We start from the raw sequence: 15,565 nt of genomic DNA, 5'->3' as shown, positions 1-15,565 counted from the left end.
GGATATCGGGCCATGATCATTACCGCAGCGCTGCGCGCCTTTCCCCTGATCTTCCACACTGCCGCGCGCCGGCTGCTGGCGAAGACATTGGGGCTGACCCTGTTGCTCTTCGCGTTGCTGGGCGTTGGCCTATGGTCCGGCTTCCACGCCACCCGCCTGCATTTCGGCTGGGGCGAGGGCGATGGCTGGGGCGGCATGGCAGAAGCGGCAGCGACCGGTCTTGCGATGATCGCGGCCAGCTGGCTGCTGTTCCGCACCATCGCCATGCTGGTCATGGGCCTGTTCGCCGACGATGTGATCGAAGCGGTGGAGCGGGATAGTTATCCCCAGGCTGTAGGACGGCCGGTGGGGTTCACGCGCAGCCTTCACTATGCGCTGCGGTCGGTCGGGCGCACCCTCGGCTGGAACCTGCTGGCATTGCCCGCCTATGTGCTGTTGCTGGTCACGGGGATCGGCACGATCGGGCTGTTCCTGGCGGTGAACGCCTATCTGCTCGGCCGTGACCTGGCCGACATGGTCGAACCGCGCCATCCCGCCCTGCCACCGATAGGGCGTGGCAACCGGTGGCTCCTGGGCCTCGTTTCGGCGCTTCTCTTCCTCATACCCGTGGTCAACCTGCTTGCGCCGATCTGGAGCGCGGCTATGGCGGTCCACATGTTGCTTGGGTCCAAGAGGAAGCCGGTCTGATGTCGCCCCGTTTCGCGCTCGCCGCGCTCCTGTCGCTGCCGCTCGCGGCCTGCGGAGGCGTCGTGCCGCCCGCCACCAGCTACACCCCGCCGCCCGCCGGCCCGCCTGCCAGCGCCTTCACCAAGACCGGGCCTTTAATGGGCATGGATGCCAAGCGCCTGACCCAGATGTTCGGCACGCCGCGCCTCGACATTCGCGAAACGACCGTGCGCAAGCTGCAATTCGCCAACGGCCGCTGCGTGCTCGACGCCTATCTCTATTCGCCCGCCAAGGGGAAGGAACCGGTCGTGACCCATGTCGATGCCCGCACGCCGGCCGGTACCGACGTCGACCATGCCGCCTGCGCGGCTACGCTCCAGCAGCGCTGAGCAATTGGCCTAGCGCCCATTCGGCCGCTTCCGCCACTGCCGGATCGGGATCGGCCGTCAGTGACCGCAGTCGATCGACCAGCCGCAGGTCGCCGCTATTGCCCGCCGCGATCGCGGCATTGCGCACCATCCGGTCGCGGCCGATCCGCTTGATCGGCGATCCGGAGAAAATCTCGCGAAAGCCCGCATCGTCCAGGTCGAGCAGATCGCCCAGCGCCGGTGTCGCCAGCTCCGCCCGGCCGATGAAGGCGCGGTTGGCCGCCGCCCCCTGCGCGAACTTGTTCCAGGGGCAGGCGGCCAGGCAATCGTCGCAGCCATAGATGCGATTGCCCATCCGTGCCCGGAACTCCTCCGGGATCGGCCCCTTATGCTCGATCGTCAGATAGGAAATGCAGCGCCGCGCATCGACGATATAGGGCGCGGGAAAGGCGTCAGTCGGGCAGGATGACAGGCAGGCGGTGCAACTGCCGCAATGGTCCACCTCCGGCGCATCGGGCTCCAGCGCGATCTCGGTATAGATGGCGCCCAGGAACAGCCAGCTGCCATGCTGGCGGCTCACCAGATTGCTGTGCTTGCCCTGCCAGCCCAGCCCCGCGCCCTGCGCCAGCGGCTTTTCCATCACCGGCGCGGTATCGACGAACACTTTCAGCGCGGTCGGTTGTTGTTCGACCAGCCAGCGGGCCAGCGCCTTCAGCGCCTTCTTGACCACGTCATGATAGTCGCGGCCCTGCGCATAGACCGAAATGCGTCCGCGATCGCCGACATCGGCCAGCGCCAGCGGATCGCGCCCGGGGGCATAGCTCATCCCCAGCATGATGACGCTCTGTACCTCGGGCCACAGCCCTCTGGGCGACCCGCGCTGTTCGGACCGTTCCTCCATCCACAGCATGTCGCCATGATGGCCCGCATCCAGCCATTGGCGCAGCCGTTCGCCGGTCTTGGGCGCGGCATCGGCGCGCGCGATCGCACAGGCGGCAAAGCCCAGTTGCGCGGCCTGCGCTTTCAGGCGCTGCTCCAATGTTTCGTTTTGCACTGGCATGGTCCGGGATTATCAGGGGCGGATGATCGGTGACACTCCGGCTCCTGCCGCCCCCTATGCCGTCGAAGGCCATGCTCTTGTCAAGGCGTTCGGCGATTTTCGCGCGGTGGACGGCGTCGACATCGCCGTGCCCACAGGCAGCATTTATGGCATCCTCGGCCCCAATGGTGCCGGCAAGACCAGCCTGCTGCGCACCCTGCTCGGCATCATCGACCCGGATGAGGGGTATCGCACCCTGCTGGGCGATCCCGCGCCGCTGCGCATGGCCAAGCAGGTCGGCTATCTGCCCGAGGAACGGGGGCTCTACCCGTCGATGAAAGCCTATGAGGCGATCGCCTTCATGGGCGCGCTGCGCGGCCTGCCGCTGCGCATCGGGCGCGAACGGGCGCGGGCGATGCTGCAGGATTATGGGATGGGCGCGTCGGCGGAAAAGCCGATCCGGCAATTGTCCAAGGGCATGGCGCAAACGGTGCAGCTGTTCGGCACGATCGTGCACGAACCGCGCCTCATCGTCCTCGACGAACCTTTTTCCGGCCTCGACGCCATGAATCAGGAAAAGCTGGAGGGGTTGATTCGCGACCAGGCCCGCAAGGGCGTCACCATCCTCTTTTCCACCCATGTCATCGCCCATGCCGAACGGTTGTGCGAACGCATCGCCATCGTCGCGGGTGGCCGCATCCGGTTCGAGGGATCGGTCAGCGATGCACGCGACCGGCTGCCGCCCCAGGTGCGGCTGCGCACGCGGCTGAGCGATGGCGCCTGGCGCCGGGCGTTGCCGACCGACACGCTGGCGCAGGACGGCGCGTGGCATTTCGCCTTGCCCGAAGAGGGGATCGAGCCGTTGTTGCGCGCGCTGCTCGACGGGCAGGCAGGGATTGAGAGTCTGTCGATCGAGCGGCCCGGCCTGCACGATGCCTTTGTCGCGATCGCCGGCGAAGCGACGGCGCGCCAGATGGAACAGGATGCGGTGCAGGAGGTGGACGCATGAGCGAATTGCTGCGGGCCGCCTTCGTCATTGCCCGGCGCGATTTTTCCGCCGTGGTATTGTCGCGTACCTTCATCCTGTTCCTGCTTGGCCCGTTGCTGCCGATCCTGCTCGGCATGGCCTTTGGCGGGCTGGGCCAGAAGATTTCGACCAGTGACCTGCGCCCCACGGTCGGGCTGGCGATGACACCGGCGGATGTCGCCCGGATCGAGCGGGCCTATGACCGCCTGACCGAGCGCATGGGGCCGCAGTCGCTGCCGCGGTTGATGCCTGCCCCCCTGTCACCCACGCCCCGCGATCTGCTGGCGCGGCCCGATTCGGACTTCGTCGCCATCGTTTCGGGGACGGTCGCTCACCCGATATTGACCGGCAAGGCGGAGGATATCGACAAACTCGACGGCGATATCAGCCTGCTTGCCAGCGCCGCGCTGGCGGAAAAGGTGCTGCATCTGGTCCGGGTCGAACATCAGGACGTGGCCACCAGCCTGGGTGCCCAGTCGCAGGCGCGCCTCGCGATCGGCCGGATCGGACAGATCGTCATATTCTTCCTCACCATATTGCTGGCGGGCATGGTCCTGTCCAATCTCGTTGAGGAAAAAACCAACAAGATCATAGAAATCCTCGCTGCTGCCGTGCCGATCGATGCGATCTTCATCGGCAAGCTGGCGGCGATGCTGGGGATGAGCCTGGTGGGAATCGCCTTCTGGGGAGGGACGGCCTTTGGTACCTTCCTGCTGGTGAAGGGGGTGGATGCGGGGCTGCCGGTGCCGGCGGTCGGCTGGCCCGCCTTTCTGCTGCTGGGCATTGTTTATTTTGCGATGGCCTACACGCTGCTGGGGTCGCTGTTCCTGGGCATCGGCGCGCAGGCCGCCACCGTGCGTGAGGTGCAGACGCTCAACATGCCGGTCACCATGGCGAACATGCTGATCTTCTTCTTCGCGACCTATGCCGTCGATCATATGGGATCACCGATGGAGGTGGCGGCGGTCGTCTTTCCCTTCTCCTCGCCCTTCGCGATGATCGCGCGGGCGGCGCAGGATAGCAGCATCTGGCCGCATCTGGTGGCGATTCTGTGGCAGGGGGCCTGGGTTGCGCTCATCATCCGCATCGGCGTGCTGCTGTTCCGTCGCCATGTGCTGAAATCGGGCGGTCGCTGGTGGAAGCAGTTGTTCAGGGCCACGACAGGCTGATGCTATAGACTGTCGATGATGAATCGGCGGCAGCTTCTGGGTGGCGCCCTGACCGGCGCGGTGGGCCTGGCCCTGTGGCGTCTCGACCCGGGAAGGGCCGAGGCCGCCTATCCCTATGCGCTGACCGATGCGCAATGGCGCAAGAAACTCAGTCCCTGGGCCTATAAGGTGCTGCGCCAGAGCGCGACCGAATATCCTGGCAGCAGCCCGCTCAATGACGAACATCGCGCCGGCACCTTCACCTGCGCAGGCTGCGCGCAGCGACTTTTCAGCTCGCGCACGAAATTCGACAGCGGAACCGGATGGCCCAGCTTCTATGCCCCGCTGCCCAGGGCGATCGGGACCACCCGGGACTTCGCGCTGGGCTATCCCCGGTCCGCGGTGCATTGTGCCCGTTGCGGCGGGCATCTGGGTCATGTGTTCGACGATGGGCCGAAACCCACCGGCCTGCGCTATTGCATGAACGGCGTGGCGATGGCCTTCGTCCCGGGCTGATCCACCACCCGGTAGATATGCAGTGGCCCCTTGCCGGGCAGCGGCCGCAGCCAGGCGGGGATCTGCCCCTTGTTCAGCATCGCGGCCAGCCCTGCCGGCCCTTCCTTGGCATAGCCGGAAAATTCATTGAGCCCGGTGCAGGTCACGACATAGTCCGCGCCCTTGCCGCCCTGCAGCGCCATCACCACGCGCCGCGCCTGGTCGGGGGATGCGACGAACCCTTCGATCACGGCGGTGATGCCCGCGGCATTGCGATGATGGGCGGTCCCGATCACGCTATGGCGGGTCTGCACCAATATGTCGGGGCCAAGGTCCAGGGGCGCGAACAGGGTTGCCGGCGGCAATGCCCGCAACGGCGCCAGCGTCGTTGCCGCGCGGCAATTGACGCTGGCACTCTTCGTCGGCGGCTCGGGCGCGGCCGCCAGTGCCACCCACAGGGCGCTCAGGCCGACCGGCGTCAGCAGCACCAGCGCGACTGATCCCCCTATGCGTATCACCGCCCGTGACGAAGCCTGGATTCGTCGGAACAGACAGATCAACAGCCAGGCGATGCCGGGCACGGCAAAGACATGGGCGACCGACGCCGCGCGCATCACCATCAGCGCCACCATGCCCGCGCCGGCCAGCAGCAGCGCCAGCGCCAGCCATCGCTGGCGCGCGTCCGGTCGATGCGCGGCGCGCGCGGCGACCAGCGTACCGGCCAGGCCGGCCAGGACGGGCAGCAGGATGACGCCTGCCATGGACAGGCTCTGCTCCCAGATCGGCCGGCCTTCCAGCACCTGCAGATACCAGAGCTTGTAGGCGAGCGGCCCCAGTGCCTGGAACGGATCGCCCGACAGGCAGGGGCCACCGGTGGCCAGCAGGGTTATGATTGCGGCGCCACCCCCGCTCGCGGCCAGCAGGAACCGTCGCGTGGCGTTCCCGCCGCCGATCAGGCGCCACGCCAGCGGCGTCATCAACGCCAGCGCGACCAGCGGCCAGGCATAGACGGCGGACAGTGCATCGCACCGGCTCTGCATCGCCATCGACCAGCCGCGCAACAGCAGGAGCCCGCCCAGCGCCGCCGCGCCCAGCGTCGTCGCAAAGGCGACAAAACGCGATGTTTCCGCCCGCTCGATCCACTGGCGCAGCGCGAACAGCGCAGCGAACAGCGCGACATAGGGCAGCGCCTCGCTCGAAATCTGCAACCAGATCGCCAGCGCGAGGCCGGCGATGATGCCGCCGCGGGTGCGGCGGGCATCCATCGCACCGCCCAGCGCGACCGTCGCCATCCAGATCTGCCAGCCATGATGATCGATCCGCAACGGCGTGAACTGGACCAGGACGGTCGGCGCGGTCAGCAGCAGGACCACGGCCAGCAGCGCTACGCCCGCACCCGCGATACGCCGCGTCGCCAGGAACAGCGCCGCCGTCAGGCCGCCCAGCAGCAACGGGGGGACGAGCGCGCAGGCCAGGATGGTGGCGCCGCTCTCGCCCAGCAAAGGCCGTGTCAGCAGGATCAGCGCCGCGATCGGCATGTCGACGATACGGGACCAGTGCATCGGTCCGCCGATCGGCGGGTTCACCCGATGCTGGCTGACATCCCAGAAGGCCTGTCCGCCGATCCAGTCGCGTACCTGCTGCAGCCGCATCGCATCATCGGGATCGCGAAAACCCAGCGTCCCGAAATCGCTACGGAACAACCACAGCATGACTATGCTGCAAAGCAGCCAGGCCAGCAGCGCCCACACCCGTGCGCGGGGGTCAGGCGCGGGCAAAGATGCCATATTTGCGGATCGCATAGACGGACAGGAAACTCACGGGAATGGACAGGAGCTTGGCGGTGGCGGGGGCCATGCCGAGCGCGCTGAGCCCGCCCACCATCGCCATGGTGATGCCCAGGCCGACCAGGGCGCTCAGGACAAAGCCCAGGCGCTGTGCGTGGGTCGGACCACTGCCGGTGTCGAAGACGAAGCGGCTGCTGATCAGCCAATGGACGACCAGTCCTGTTGCATAGCCGCCAAAGGCCGCCAGTGCCGGTGCCGCGCCGCCATGCGACAGGGCCAGGAACAGCAGCATGTCGCTGGCCAACGCGATGATGCTCGCCAGCAGATAGCGGGCGAACATGAAGCGCGCGGCGATCGTGCCCAGCCGGGCCGTCACGGCGCGCAGGCGAGCACCCATGGCCTCATGCGGCCTTCAGGCGCGACGGCACCAGGCGGGTGCTGGCCAGCGCGGCCTGCTCGCCGGCGACATCCTGCCCTTCCTCGCCCGATTCATGATATTCGGCATCCTCGTTGACCGCCCAGATGTCATAGACACGCGCGCCAGCCTCGATGTTGCGCACCGTCAACATCGCCGTCATCATCGCATGATCCTGGTTGTTGTAGCGGTGCATGCCGTTGCGGCCGACCAGGTGCAGCGTCGGGGCGACGGCCTCCAGTTCGGTGCGCATCGCCAGCACATGGTCGGCATAGGCATCGTCATAGACCGGATAGGCCTTTTCCTGACGGACCACTGCGCCGCCGACCACATCGTCGGGATTGCACAGGCCCAGGATCGCCATTTCCTTCTTGGCGAGGTCGATCAAGTCGGCATCGGCGGACGCCCACAGGCCGTCGCCCTCGAAACAGAAATATTCCAGGCCCACGCAGGCGACCGATTCGTCGGGCACCATCTCGGGCGACCAGCTGCGGAAATTCTGGATGCGGCCGACCTGCACCTTGCTGTCATGGATATAGATCCAGTTGTCGGGGAACAGATCCTCCGACTTGATCATCAGCGCCACGGTCAGGAAGTCGCGATATTTGAGTTCCATCGCATCGGGCAGCGTTTCGGGCAGCGGATGGATGCGCGCGGCCAACTCGCGCATCGGCGCGGACGAGATCACATGCGCGGCATTGATCACGACATCGCCGTCCGGTCCGTCGGCGACCACGCGCCAGCGCTCGGTGCCCTGGTCCTGCGCCAGTTGCTTCAAACTATGCGCCATCAATATCTGGTTGCCGCCCTCGATCACTCGATCGCGCGCGGCTTCCCACATCATGCCGGGGCCAAGGCGCGGATAGCGGAAGGTTTCGAGCAGCGTCTTGGTCGCCATGCCGTCATTGGGCTTCTTGTTGAGGCCCAGGCTGCGCTTCAGCCCATCGACCACCGCGCCCCACAGCGACAGGCCCTTGATCCGCTGTGCCGCCCAGTCGGCCGACATCTCGTCGCACGGCATGCCCCAGACCTTCTCGGTATAGGTCTTGAAGAAGATCGAGAACAGCTTGTGGCCGAACGCGTTGACGGTCCAGTCCTGGAAGGAACGGATGTTGCGGTTGGGGAACAGCCTGGCCTTGGCGAAGCTCGCCATGCACAGGGTCGAGCGCCAGATGCCCAGGTTCCACAGCGCCTCGAACGCGCGCAGGGGATAGGAGTAGAATTTGCCCTCATAATAGATGCGGCTCATCCGTGGGCGCTGGATGAAGTCGTCGGGCAGGATCTCGTTCCACAGGTCGACCACTTCCTTCGACTTGGAAAAGAAGCGATGGCCGCCAATATCGAATCGATAGCCGTCCATCTCGACGGTGCGGCTGATGCCGCCGACATAGACCGGGTCCTTCTCGATGACGGTGACCGAAAAACCCTTTTTGGTCAGCAAATAGGCGGCGGTCAGTCCCGCCGGGCCGGCCCCGATGATGGCGACGTCCACGCTCTGGTCGGCACGCGGCATGCTTTATTCCCCCGAATGGTCCTTCGTGTCTCGGTGACTGAAGGAAATCCTCTAAGGAGTGGTTAATGGCGGGTAAGCATGACGAGCCGGGCCAGCATCGCACCGATAAGGCAAAGGGCCGCTCCGCCTGACGCGGAACGGCCCCCTGCAGTCCCCATGGCGGGGAAGCGGTTCTTCTTGCGGCTGATCAGCCCTGGCGTTGCGCCATGGCGCTGAGATCGCTGCGTGCGCCATCCAGCGCTTCGCCAAAACAGGCGCGATAGTCGGGCGTGGCGGGCAGGATCGACCCGTTCATCCAGCCGCACACTTCCTTGGCGGCGCGGGTGACGCGATAATCAGCCCGGCGCATGCCGTTGGCGCTGGCCAGGTTGAGGTCGGCGACCGAGACGGCGATGGTACGGGTGGTCTGGCCGGTGGTGCCGTCGACGATCACTTCGGGATCGCTGCTGCCGGCCATGGCGAGGGTGGGCATGGCGAATGCCATCGTGGCGGCCATCGCCACCAGCATCTTCTTGGTCATCCTATTCTCCTGTCGAACATGTCTTTTTCTTGTGTCGTGCCCAACGCCTGACGTGGGTGCGGGGTCGTCCCTTTAAATAGGATTCTCCGGACGCATTGAAAAGAGGCCAATTGCCAAAAAATGGCAGTTTTCTGCGATTTTGCGAGTGCGAACAGGATCGTTTCGCACCCGCATAAACTTTGTCGCCTGGCTGTCCCGACCCGCCGTCTAGCGCGTTGGGAAACAAGCCTTAATGGCGGAAGTGGCGCATGCCGGTGAAGACCATGGCCAGGCCCGCTTCGTCTGCTGCGGCAATGACTTCCTCGTCGCGGATCGAACCGCCCGGCTGGATCACCGCCGTCGCGCCGGCTTCCACCGCCGCCAGCAGGCCGTCAGCAAAGGGGAAGAAGGCGTCGGAAGCGACGGCCGAACCGATCGTGCGCGGTTCGCTCCAGCCGGCCTTTTCCGCCGCGTCCTTCGCCTTCCAGGCGGCGATGCGGGCGGATTCCAGACGGTTCATCTGGCCCGCGCCGACGCCGGCGGTGCTGCCGCCCTTGGCATAGACGATCGCGTTCGACTTCACATGCTTGGCCACGGTCCAGGCGAACAGGCAGTCCTTCAGCTCCTGCTCGGTCGGTGCGCGCTTGGTCACGACCTTGAGCGCATCCAGGTCGACCTTGCCATTGTCGCGGCTCTGGACCAGCAGGCCGCCGGCGATGCTCTTGACCATCAGGCCGGGGCGGGCCGGATCGGGCAGATCGCCGGTCAGCAGCAGGCGCAGATTCTTCTTCTTGGCAAAGATCGCCTTGGCTTCGTCATCGGCGTCGGGCGCGGCGACGACTTCGGTGAAGATGCCGCTGATCGCTTCGGCGGTCGGGCCGTCGAGCGGACGGTTGACGGCGATGATGCCGCCAAAGGCCGACACGCTGTCGCAGGCGAGCGCCGCTTCATAGGCTTCGATCAGCGTCTCGCCGGTGGCGACGCCGCAGGGATTGGCGTGCTTCACGATGACGACGGTCGGCGGGCCGTTGCGGAATTCGCTGACCAGCTCCAGCGCCGCATCGGCGTCGTTATAATTATTGTAGCTCAGTTCCTTGCCCTGGATCTGCTTGGCCTGGGCGATGCCGTTCGCGGTCGGGCCGTTGGGCAGGTAGAGCGCGGCCGACTGGTGCGGATTCTCGCCATAGCGCAGCGTGGTGCTGAGCTTGCTCGACAGCGACAGGCTCTCGGGGAAGGCGACGCCCTGGTCGGCGAAGGCGAACCAGCTGGCGATCATCGAGTCATAGGCGGCGGTGGCGGCATAGGCCTTGGCCGCCAGCATCCGGCGGAAATCATAGCTGGTGGCGCCGCCCTTCTCCGCCATTTCGGCGATCAGGCGGGCATAGTCGGCCGGATCGGTGACGATCGCGACGCTCTCATGATTTTTCGCGGCGGAACGGACCATCGACGGGCCACCGATGTCGATATTCTCGATGATCTCGTCGCGGTCGGCGCCCTTGGCCACGGTCGCGGCAAAGGGATAGAGGTTGACGACCACCAGATCGATCGCGCCGATTTCATGCTCGTCCATCGACGCGACATGCTCGGGGTTGCCCCGCACCGCCAGCAGGCCGCCATGGACCTTGGGGTGCAGCGTCTTGACGCGGCCGTCCATCATCTCGGGGAAGCCGGTCAGCTCGGAAATATCCTTCACGGCCAGGCCCGCCTCGCGCAGGGCCTTGGCGGTGCCGCCGGTCGATACCAGTTCGACGCCATGCTGGCCCAGTGCCTGGCCCAGTTCGATGAGGCCGGTCTTGTCCGATACGGAAAGGAGGGCGCGCTTGATGGTGACGTCGGTGGTCATGGGGGATGCTTCCTGCTGTTCGGGATGCCGCTTCAGGCTTGCCGCAGCCCTCTAGTCGCGCGCGGCGCAAAAATACAGTCCTCAAGCGCAGGGAATTTCCCGATCTTGCGGGCTTTTGCCGCTACTATATTGTGATCGCATAACAGTTGGGGGATCTGACATGCGCTATCTGCTCGCCGCTACCGCCTTGCCCTTGCTCGTCGCCTTCCCGGTGCTGGCGCAAATTCCGACGCCGGAACGGGCAGTTACCGATCCCAAGAGCCTCAGCTCGCCGGTCAATCCCGATGCACGCGCTGTCCCAGTGGCGGATATTGGCGCCTCGCGCAGCCTGGGTAGCGTTGCATGGAGTATCGACGGCAAGCGGATATTCGTCGCGACCAACCTGACCGGGCGGACCAACATCTGGCGGACCGACGCAGCCGGCAGCTGGCCTGTCCAGCTTACCCAGTCCGATGATGCGCAGACCGGTCTTACCGCATCGGCCGATGGCCAATATCTCTATTTCCAGCAGGATGTCGGTGGCAACGAGTATAGCGATATCTACCGTGTGCCGGTGAATGGCGGCGCGGTCGAAAATCTCACCAATACCCCCGACCGCCGTGAAAGCGGTATGTTGCCTGGTCCCAGCGGCGGACTGGTGGCGTTGTCGACCAAGCTCCGGTCCGAAGGCCAGTCGAACGTCGCGGTCATGGATGCGAATGGCGTGGTCCGGGTGCTGACCAAGGAAGCCGATCCGCAATATGGCTGGTCGCCGATCGCCTGGATCGACGGTGGCAAGGCGCTGATCGCCAATCGCGACCGAGTCGATTCCAAGGTGGGGGAGGTCTGGCGGATCGATATCGCGACCGGTGCCGCAACCAAGCTGATCGCCAAGGCCGATACCGTCTATACCGCCGCGGACGCCACCGCTGACGGCCGGTGGATTGCGGTCAACACCGACGTCGATACCGGCCAGATTCATGCTGGCCTGTACGATAGCGTCTCCAGGCAGTGGAAATGGCTGAAGCCCACGCCCTGGGAACAGACCGCCAGTATCTTCACGCGGGATGGCAGAACGCTGATTTTCGGCACCAACGCGGACACGCGCAGCACACTCTATGGCTATGATCTGGCGACCGGGACCGAAACCCCATTGGCGATCCCGCCCGGCGTGAACTATCCTGTCGGCAGCGAGCCCCGCTCGCCCGATGGCCGGACCCTGATGGTCAATCATTCGGGGGCGGATTCGCCGGCGAACCTCTATCTCTACGATTTGAGCAGCGGCACCTCGCGCCCCGCGACCCAGCTCGCCATCGCCAGCCTGTTGCCCGCAGCCCTGCCCAAGTCCGATATCGTCACCTACAAGAGCTTCGACGGCACGCTGATCAGCGCGATCGTCACGATGCCGGCCAATCTGAAGCGCGACGGCTCGAACCCGGCCATCGTCCTGCCCCATGGCGGCCCCACCGGTCAGGCGTTGGACGGCTATAGCCGCTACGCGACCGCTTTTGCCAGCCGGGGCTATGTCGTGATCCAGCCGAATTTCCGCGGCTCGACTGGCTATGGCAAGGCGTTCCAGGACGGCAATGTCAAGGATCTGGGTGGCGGGGACCTCAAGGATACGATCGCGGCCAAGCATTTCCTGGTCGATAGCGGCTATGTCGATGCCAAGCGGGTGGGCATTTTCGGCGGCAGCTATGGCGGCTTCATGACCCTGATGGCGATCGGCCGGGCGCCCGACGAGTTCGCGGCTGCCGTCCAGTGGTTCGGCATCATCAACTGGCGCACCATGTATCGCGATCAGGACGAACAGCTAAAGGCCTATCAGCGCAGCCTGCTCGGTACGCCGGACAGCGATCCCCAGGTTTATGACGCTGCCTCGCCGCTCACCTATATCCGCGCGGCCAAGGCGCCTCTGCTCACCATCCAGGGCGAGAATGACATTCGCGTGCCGCGCGGCCAGGCGCAGGAGGTGCATGACATCCTCAAGGCCAAGGGCAATGTCGTCGAAACGATCTTCTATCCGGCGGAAGGCCATGGTTTCCAGAAGAAGGAGAATCAGCTCGATTCGCTGACTCGCACGGTCGCCTGGTTCGACACCTATCTGAAACCTGCCGCAGCCCGGTAGAACGGGTTAAAAGGCCCGGCCGCCTGCGCGGCCGGGCCAGGATCGAGGTCGCTGATTGGTAGCAAACGGCCCCTGGATCGCACCTGTCATATGTGTGCCATGGTCCGTCTTTGCACAATGGCGTGATGCTATCCGTGTTCTTCATCACGGGCACGATGGGGCGTGCTGTTGAAGGCCGATCCAGTTGAAACGATCGCGGACTAGCCGACCCGTTTGAACAGCCAGCCAAAGCTCGACCCGCCGGGAAGGGCTTCGGCGGTGACGACCAGCTGGCGGGTCGGGTGCGGACGCCCTTCGCCATCGACCCACAAGCTGTCTTCCACGGTCAGCACGCCGGTGCCGGTGCGGAATTGCCACAGGGCGCCCAGTTCGATGCGCAACAACGCGCCCTGATTGTCGGCTGTCAATGTGGGCTCCACGCCCGGCGCCAGGTGGAAACGCAGGTGAACCGGCGCCTTCGTCGGCTTCTTGCGCCGTTCCGCCGGGGTCAACATATCCTCGCCCCGTATTTCCTTGCCGTCGCCGCTCATCAACAACAGGCGACGATGGACATAGCCCATGCGCCGGACATAGCCGTCATGGCTCAGGTCGACGCGGCTGCCATTTTCCAGCTCCTGCCGATTGAGCTCGACCTCGGTCACGCCGCGGCCCAGCGTGCCGTCGGGCATCAGCGCGGTCGAATTGCTGTCATCCAGCACCAGCGTGCTGTGGGCGGCCGTGGTCCGCAGCCCCTGCGCCAGGTCGCGCGGCACGAATGCGCCTTCCAGTCCGGCGCCGCCGCAGTTGATCACCAGCCGCTGCTGACCGTCGCTGATTTCGATCGCGCCGGTGGAGGCGCAGCCGGCGGCGGCCAGCCGCGCGACCGGCGGTGGCGCGGCGTCGATCTGCAGCACGGTGTTGCCGGCCGCCAGCCGCTGATAGCCCCAGTCGCGCGCCTGCCGCAGTGGCCGGGTGCGCACCCGGCTGGCCTGCACCACAGCGCTTACGGTCGCCGGATCGATCGCCCCGGCGCCCTGCCAGCTGCCAAGCCCGCCATCGCCATGGATCAGGCCCAGCAACGCCGGCACGGCCCGGGTCAGTCCCTCGACCAGAAAGGACGGTATTTGTTCACGCCGTACGTCATAGACCGCCGCCACCATGGACAGCAGCATGATCCCCTCCAACTGGGCGAGTGGCGATCGCGAAATGATGCCGCCGTCGGGATGGAAACAGCTGTCGATCGCGCGTTTGAGCCCGGCCTCGCCGAACAGCTTGCGGGGGTTGCCGCCCGGCATCAGCATCGATGCCGCGACGATCCCGCCCCAGGCGGTCAGGCGCGGCAGGCCCAGCGGTGCCTTGTCGGCGCTGCGGTCGAGATGGCGTGCGGTCCGCGCGATGCAGTTGAGCACCAGCGAGCGATAGACCAGGTCGCTCGACGACAGGATCAGCGGTGCATGGGCGGTCCAGAACAACAGTCGCCAGGCCGCGTTGTCGGCGCGCCAGGCCGGTTCGCTCGGCGTCTCTGCATGGGCAGCCAGCCATTTGCGCATCAGCGCCTCGGCCAGCGGCGCGCCCTGTTCGCGGGTCGCCGCGCTCGACAGGTCGCGCAGCCAGCGGAAACTGTGCAGATAGTCGGCAAAGGCGGGGCCGACCGGCAGGCGGGCAAAATCGATCGTGTCGATCGGCAGCTTCTGGCCGCGGAACAGGAAATAGCCTGCCCGTATGGCCTGACCGGCGCGCAGGTCGCCGGGGATCGCATCGTCCGGTACGGCCAGCAGTTTGAGCGGATATTTGCCCTTCAGCCGACGGCTGTGCAGCGGGGTCTTCCAGCTGAGCAGGTAGAAATGATTGGCGATCCGTTCCGCCAGCGACAGACCCTTGTCATCCGCGATGCGGATGAGCCGCTTGCCCTGTTCGATGCCGTCGTCGGCCGGAAGAGGGTCGGCCTCGATCGGAGCGGCAGGGGTGGTCAGACGCCGATGGTTCGTCACCCGCCCCGCAGCTTCCTGATATTGTCGGCATAGGCGCCTGGCCCGCCGCGGAAGGTCGCGGTACCCGCCACCAGCACGTCGGCACCGGCTGCGATGGCCTTGGGGGCGGTATGGATGTCTATGCCGCCATCGACCTGCAGGCGAATGTCGCGCCCGCTCTTGTCGATCATCTTGCGGCAGGCCTCGATCTTGCGCAGCTGGTTCTCGATGAAGCTCTGGCCGCCAAAGCCGGGGTTCACGCTCATCACCAGGATCAGGTCGATATCATCGATCAGATAGTCGAGCATCTTGGCCGGCGTGCCGGGGTTCAGCACCACGCCCGCCTGCACGCCCAGCGACTTGATATGCTGCACGCTGCGGTGGATGTGCGGACCGGCCTCGGGATGGACGGTGATGATGTCGGCGCCGGCCTGGGCGAAAGCGTCGAGATAGAGGTCCACCGGCGAGATCATCAGATGGACGTCGAACGGTTTCTGCGTGTGCGGGCGCAGCGCCTTCACCACGGCCGGGCCGATGGTGATGTTGGGCACGAAATGCCCGTCCATCACATCGATATGGATCCAGTCGCAACCGGCTTCGTCTATGGCGCGGACTTCCTCGCCCAGCCGTGCGAAGTCGGCGGACAGGATGGACGGAGAAATGAGGATCGGACGGGTCATTGACCGCTCGCCTTAATCCTCCCGGGGGG

Annotated in this window: 14 protein-coding genes; 6 read left to right on the top strand and 8 right to left on the bottom strand. The window is 65.6% G+C overall.

All coding sequences use genetic code 11. The features are described 5' to 3' along the window. The first annotated feature begins 12 nt into the window (after nt 1–12). Nucleotides 13–687 (top strand): EI24 domain-containing protein, encoded by a 675-nt coding sequence (locus tag PMI04_RS19990; RefSeq protein WP_007713113.1) that lies wholly within the window; start codon nt 13–15, stop codon nt 685–687. Beyond that, the gene (locus PMI04_RS19985; protein ID WP_007713111.1) at nt 687–1,055 is read left to right on the top strand and encodes a hypothetical protein; all 369 of its coding nucleotides are present in this window, start codon (nt 687–689) and stop codon (nt 1,053–1,055) included. Before PMI04_RS19990 ends, PMI04_RS19985 begins: the two co-directional genes overlap by 1 nt. Here the strand turns inward: PMI04_RS19985 and queG are convergent. Continuing rightward, nucleotides 1,036–2,094 carry a tRNA epoxyqueuosine(34) reductase QueG gene (queG, locus tag PMI04_RS19980; protein ID WP_007713101.1) on the bottom strand — a complete coding sequence of 353 codons (1,059 nt, stop codon included), beginning with the start codon at nt 2,092–2,094 and terminating at the stop codon, nt 1,036–1,038. The two genes, PMI04_RS19985 and queG, sit on opposite strands and share 20 nt — an antisense overlap. Before the next feature lie 22 nt (nt 2,095–2,116). On the opposite strand from queG, the gene PMI04_RS19975 reads away from it, so the two are divergent. The 3 genes from PMI04_RS19975 to msrB are packed head-to-tail and all read left to right on the top strand — an operon-like array spanning nt 2,117 to nt 4,764. Further along, nucleotides 2,117–3,082 carry an ATP-binding cassette domain-containing protein gene (locus PMI04_RS19975; RefSeq protein ID WP_007713098.1) on the top strand — a complete coding sequence of 322 codons (966 nt, stop codon included), beginning with the start codon at nt 2,117–2,119 and terminating at the stop codon, nt 3,080–3,082. Further along, on the top strand, nt 3,079–4,269 hold the full coding sequence (locus PMI04_RS19970; RefSeq protein ID WP_007713096.1) for an ABC transporter permease: 1,191 nt from the start codon (nt 3,079–3,081) through the stop codon (nt 4,267–4,269). The genes PMI04_RS19975 and PMI04_RS19970 overlap by 4 nt, the downstream gene beginning before the upstream one ends. 18 nt (nt 4,270–4,287) lie before the next feature. Further along, nucleotides 4,288–4,764, top strand: a complete 477-nt coding sequence (gene msrB / locus PMI04_RS19965; RefSeq protein ID WP_037486964.1) for a peptide-methionine (R)-S-oxide reductase MsrB — start codon at nt 4,288–4,290, stop codon at nt 4,762–4,764. On the opposite strand, the gene PMI04_RS19960 is transcribed toward msrB, so the two are convergent. The 5 genes from PMI04_RS19960 to purH form a co-directional block, all read right to left on the bottom strand. Further along, the gene (locus tag PMI04_RS19960) at nt 4,722–6,530 is read right to left on the bottom strand and encodes a hypothetical protein (protein ID WP_037486948.1); all 1,809 of its coding nucleotides are present in this window, start codon (nt 6,528–6,530) and stop codon (nt 4,722–4,724) included. The two genes, msrB and PMI04_RS19960, sit on opposite strands and share 43 nt — an antisense overlap. Further along, nucleotides 6,508–6,927: a GtrA family protein gene (locus tag PMI04_RS19955; protein WP_007713085.1), complete on the bottom strand. Its 420-nt coding sequence runs from the start codon at nt 6,925–6,927 to the stop codon at nt 6,508–6,510. The genes PMI04_RS19960 and PMI04_RS19955 overlap by 23 nt, the downstream gene beginning before the upstream one ends. 4 nt (nt 6,928–6,931) lie before the next feature. After that, on the bottom strand, nt 6,932–8,458 hold the full coding sequence (locus tag PMI04_RS19950) for an NAD(P)/FAD-dependent oxidoreductase (RefSeq protein ID WP_007713083.1): 1,527 nt from the start codon (nt 8,456–8,458) through the stop codon (nt 6,932–6,934). Between the two features lie 187 nt (nt 8,459–8,645). Further along, entirely contained in the window at nt 8,646–8,978 is a 333-nt protein-coding gene (locus PMI04_RS19945; protein ID WP_007713081.1) for a UrcA family protein, read from the bottom strand. Nucleotides 8,979–9,207: 229 nt separating this feature from the next. Continuing rightward, on the bottom strand, nt 9,208–10,800 hold the full coding sequence (purH, locus tag PMI04_RS19940) for a bifunctional phosphoribosylaminoimidazolecarboxamide formyltransferase/IMP cyclohydrolase (RefSeq protein WP_007713079.1): 1,593 nt from the start codon (nt 10,798–10,800) through the stop codon (nt 9,208–9,210). A gap of 160 nt (nt 10,801–10,960) precedes the next feature. Here purH and PMI04_RS19935 point away from each other — a divergent pair, with 160 nt between their 5' ends. After that, the gene (locus PMI04_RS19935; protein ID WP_007713077.1) at nt 10,961–12,907 is read left to right on the top strand and encodes a S9 family peptidase; all 1,947 of its coding nucleotides are present in this window, start codon (nt 10,961–10,963) and stop codon (nt 12,905–12,907) included. 200 nt (nt 12,908–13,107) lie between these two features. On the opposite strand, the gene PMI04_RS19930 is transcribed toward PMI04_RS19935, so the two are convergent. After that, complete coding sequence (locus tag PMI04_RS19930; protein WP_007713075.1) at nt 13,108–14,877, bottom strand: heparinase II/III family protein; 1,770 nt, start codon at nt 14,875–14,877, stop codon at nt 13,108–13,110. Then, the gene (rpe, locus tag PMI04_RS19925) at nt 14,874–15,536 is read right to left on the bottom strand and encodes a ribulose-phosphate 3-epimerase (protein WP_007713073.1); all 663 of its coding nucleotides are present in this window, start codon (nt 15,534–15,536) and stop codon (nt 14,874–14,876) included. The genes PMI04_RS19930 and rpe overlap by 4 nt, the downstream gene beginning before the upstream one ends. Nucleotides 15,537–15,565: the final 29 nt, after the last annotated feature.

Origin of the sequence: Sphingobium sp. AP49, assembly GCF_000281715.2 — a bacterium.
GTDB lineage: Bacteria > Pseudomonadota > Alphaproteobacteria > Sphingomonadales > Sphingomonadaceae > Sphingobium.
Note: the sequence above shows the minus strand (reverse complement) of the source record. Positions and strands in the feature narration are given on the sequence as shown.

Bases quoted from the DNA above. Each gene is read 5' to 3' on its own strand.
- PMI04_RS19990 (WP_007713113.1), top strand. From the start codon at position 13: ATGATCATTACCGCAGCGCTGCGCGCCTTTCCCCTGATCTTCCACACT.
- PMI04_RS19945 (WP_007713081.1), bottom strand. From the start codon at position 8,978: ATGACCAAGAAGATGCTGGTGGCGATGGCCGCCACGATGGCATTCGCC.
- queG (WP_007713101.1), bottom strand. From the start codon at position 2,094: ATGCCAGTGCAAAACGAAACATTGGAGCAGCGCCTGAAAGCGCAGGCC.
- PMI04_RS19975 (WP_007713098.1), top strand. From the start codon at position 2,117: ATGATCGGTGACACTCCGGCTCCTGCCGCCCCCTATGCCGTCGAAGGC.
- PMI04_RS19960 (WP_037486948.1), bottom strand. From the start codon at position 6,530: ATGGCATCTTTGCCCGCGCCTGACCCCCGCGCACGGGTGTGGGCGCTG.
- PMI04_RS19950 (WP_007713083.1), bottom strand. From the start codon at position 8,458: ATGCCGCGTGCCGACCAGAGCGTGGACGTCGCCATCATCGGGGCCGGC.
- rpe (WP_007713073.1), bottom strand. From the start codon at position 15,536: ATGACCCGTCCGATCCTCATTTCTCCGTCCATCCTGTCCGCCGACTTC.
- msrB (WP_037486964.1), top strand. From the start codon at position 4,288: ATGAATCGGCGGCAGCTTCTGGGTGGCGCCCTGACCGGCGCGGTGGGC.
- PMI04_RS19970 (WP_007713096.1), top strand. From the start codon at position 3,079: ATGAGCGAATTGCTGCGGGCCGCCTTCGTCATTGCCCGGCGCGATTTT.
- purH (WP_007713079.1), bottom strand. From the start codon at position 10,800: ATGACCACCGACGTCACCATCAAGCGCGCCCTCCTTTCCGTATCGGAC.
- PMI04_RS19935 (WP_007713077.1), top strand. From the start codon at position 10,961: ATGCGCTATCTGCTCGCCGCTACCGCCTTGCCCTTGCTCGTCGCCTTC.
- PMI04_RS19955 (WP_007713085.1), bottom strand. From the start codon at position 6,927: ATGGGTGCTCGCCTGCGCGCCGTGACGGCCCGGCTGGGCACGATCGCC.
- PMI04_RS19985 (WP_007713111.1), top strand. From the start codon at position 687: ATGTCGCCCCGTTTCGCGCTCGCCGCGCTCCTGTCGCTGCCGCTCGCG.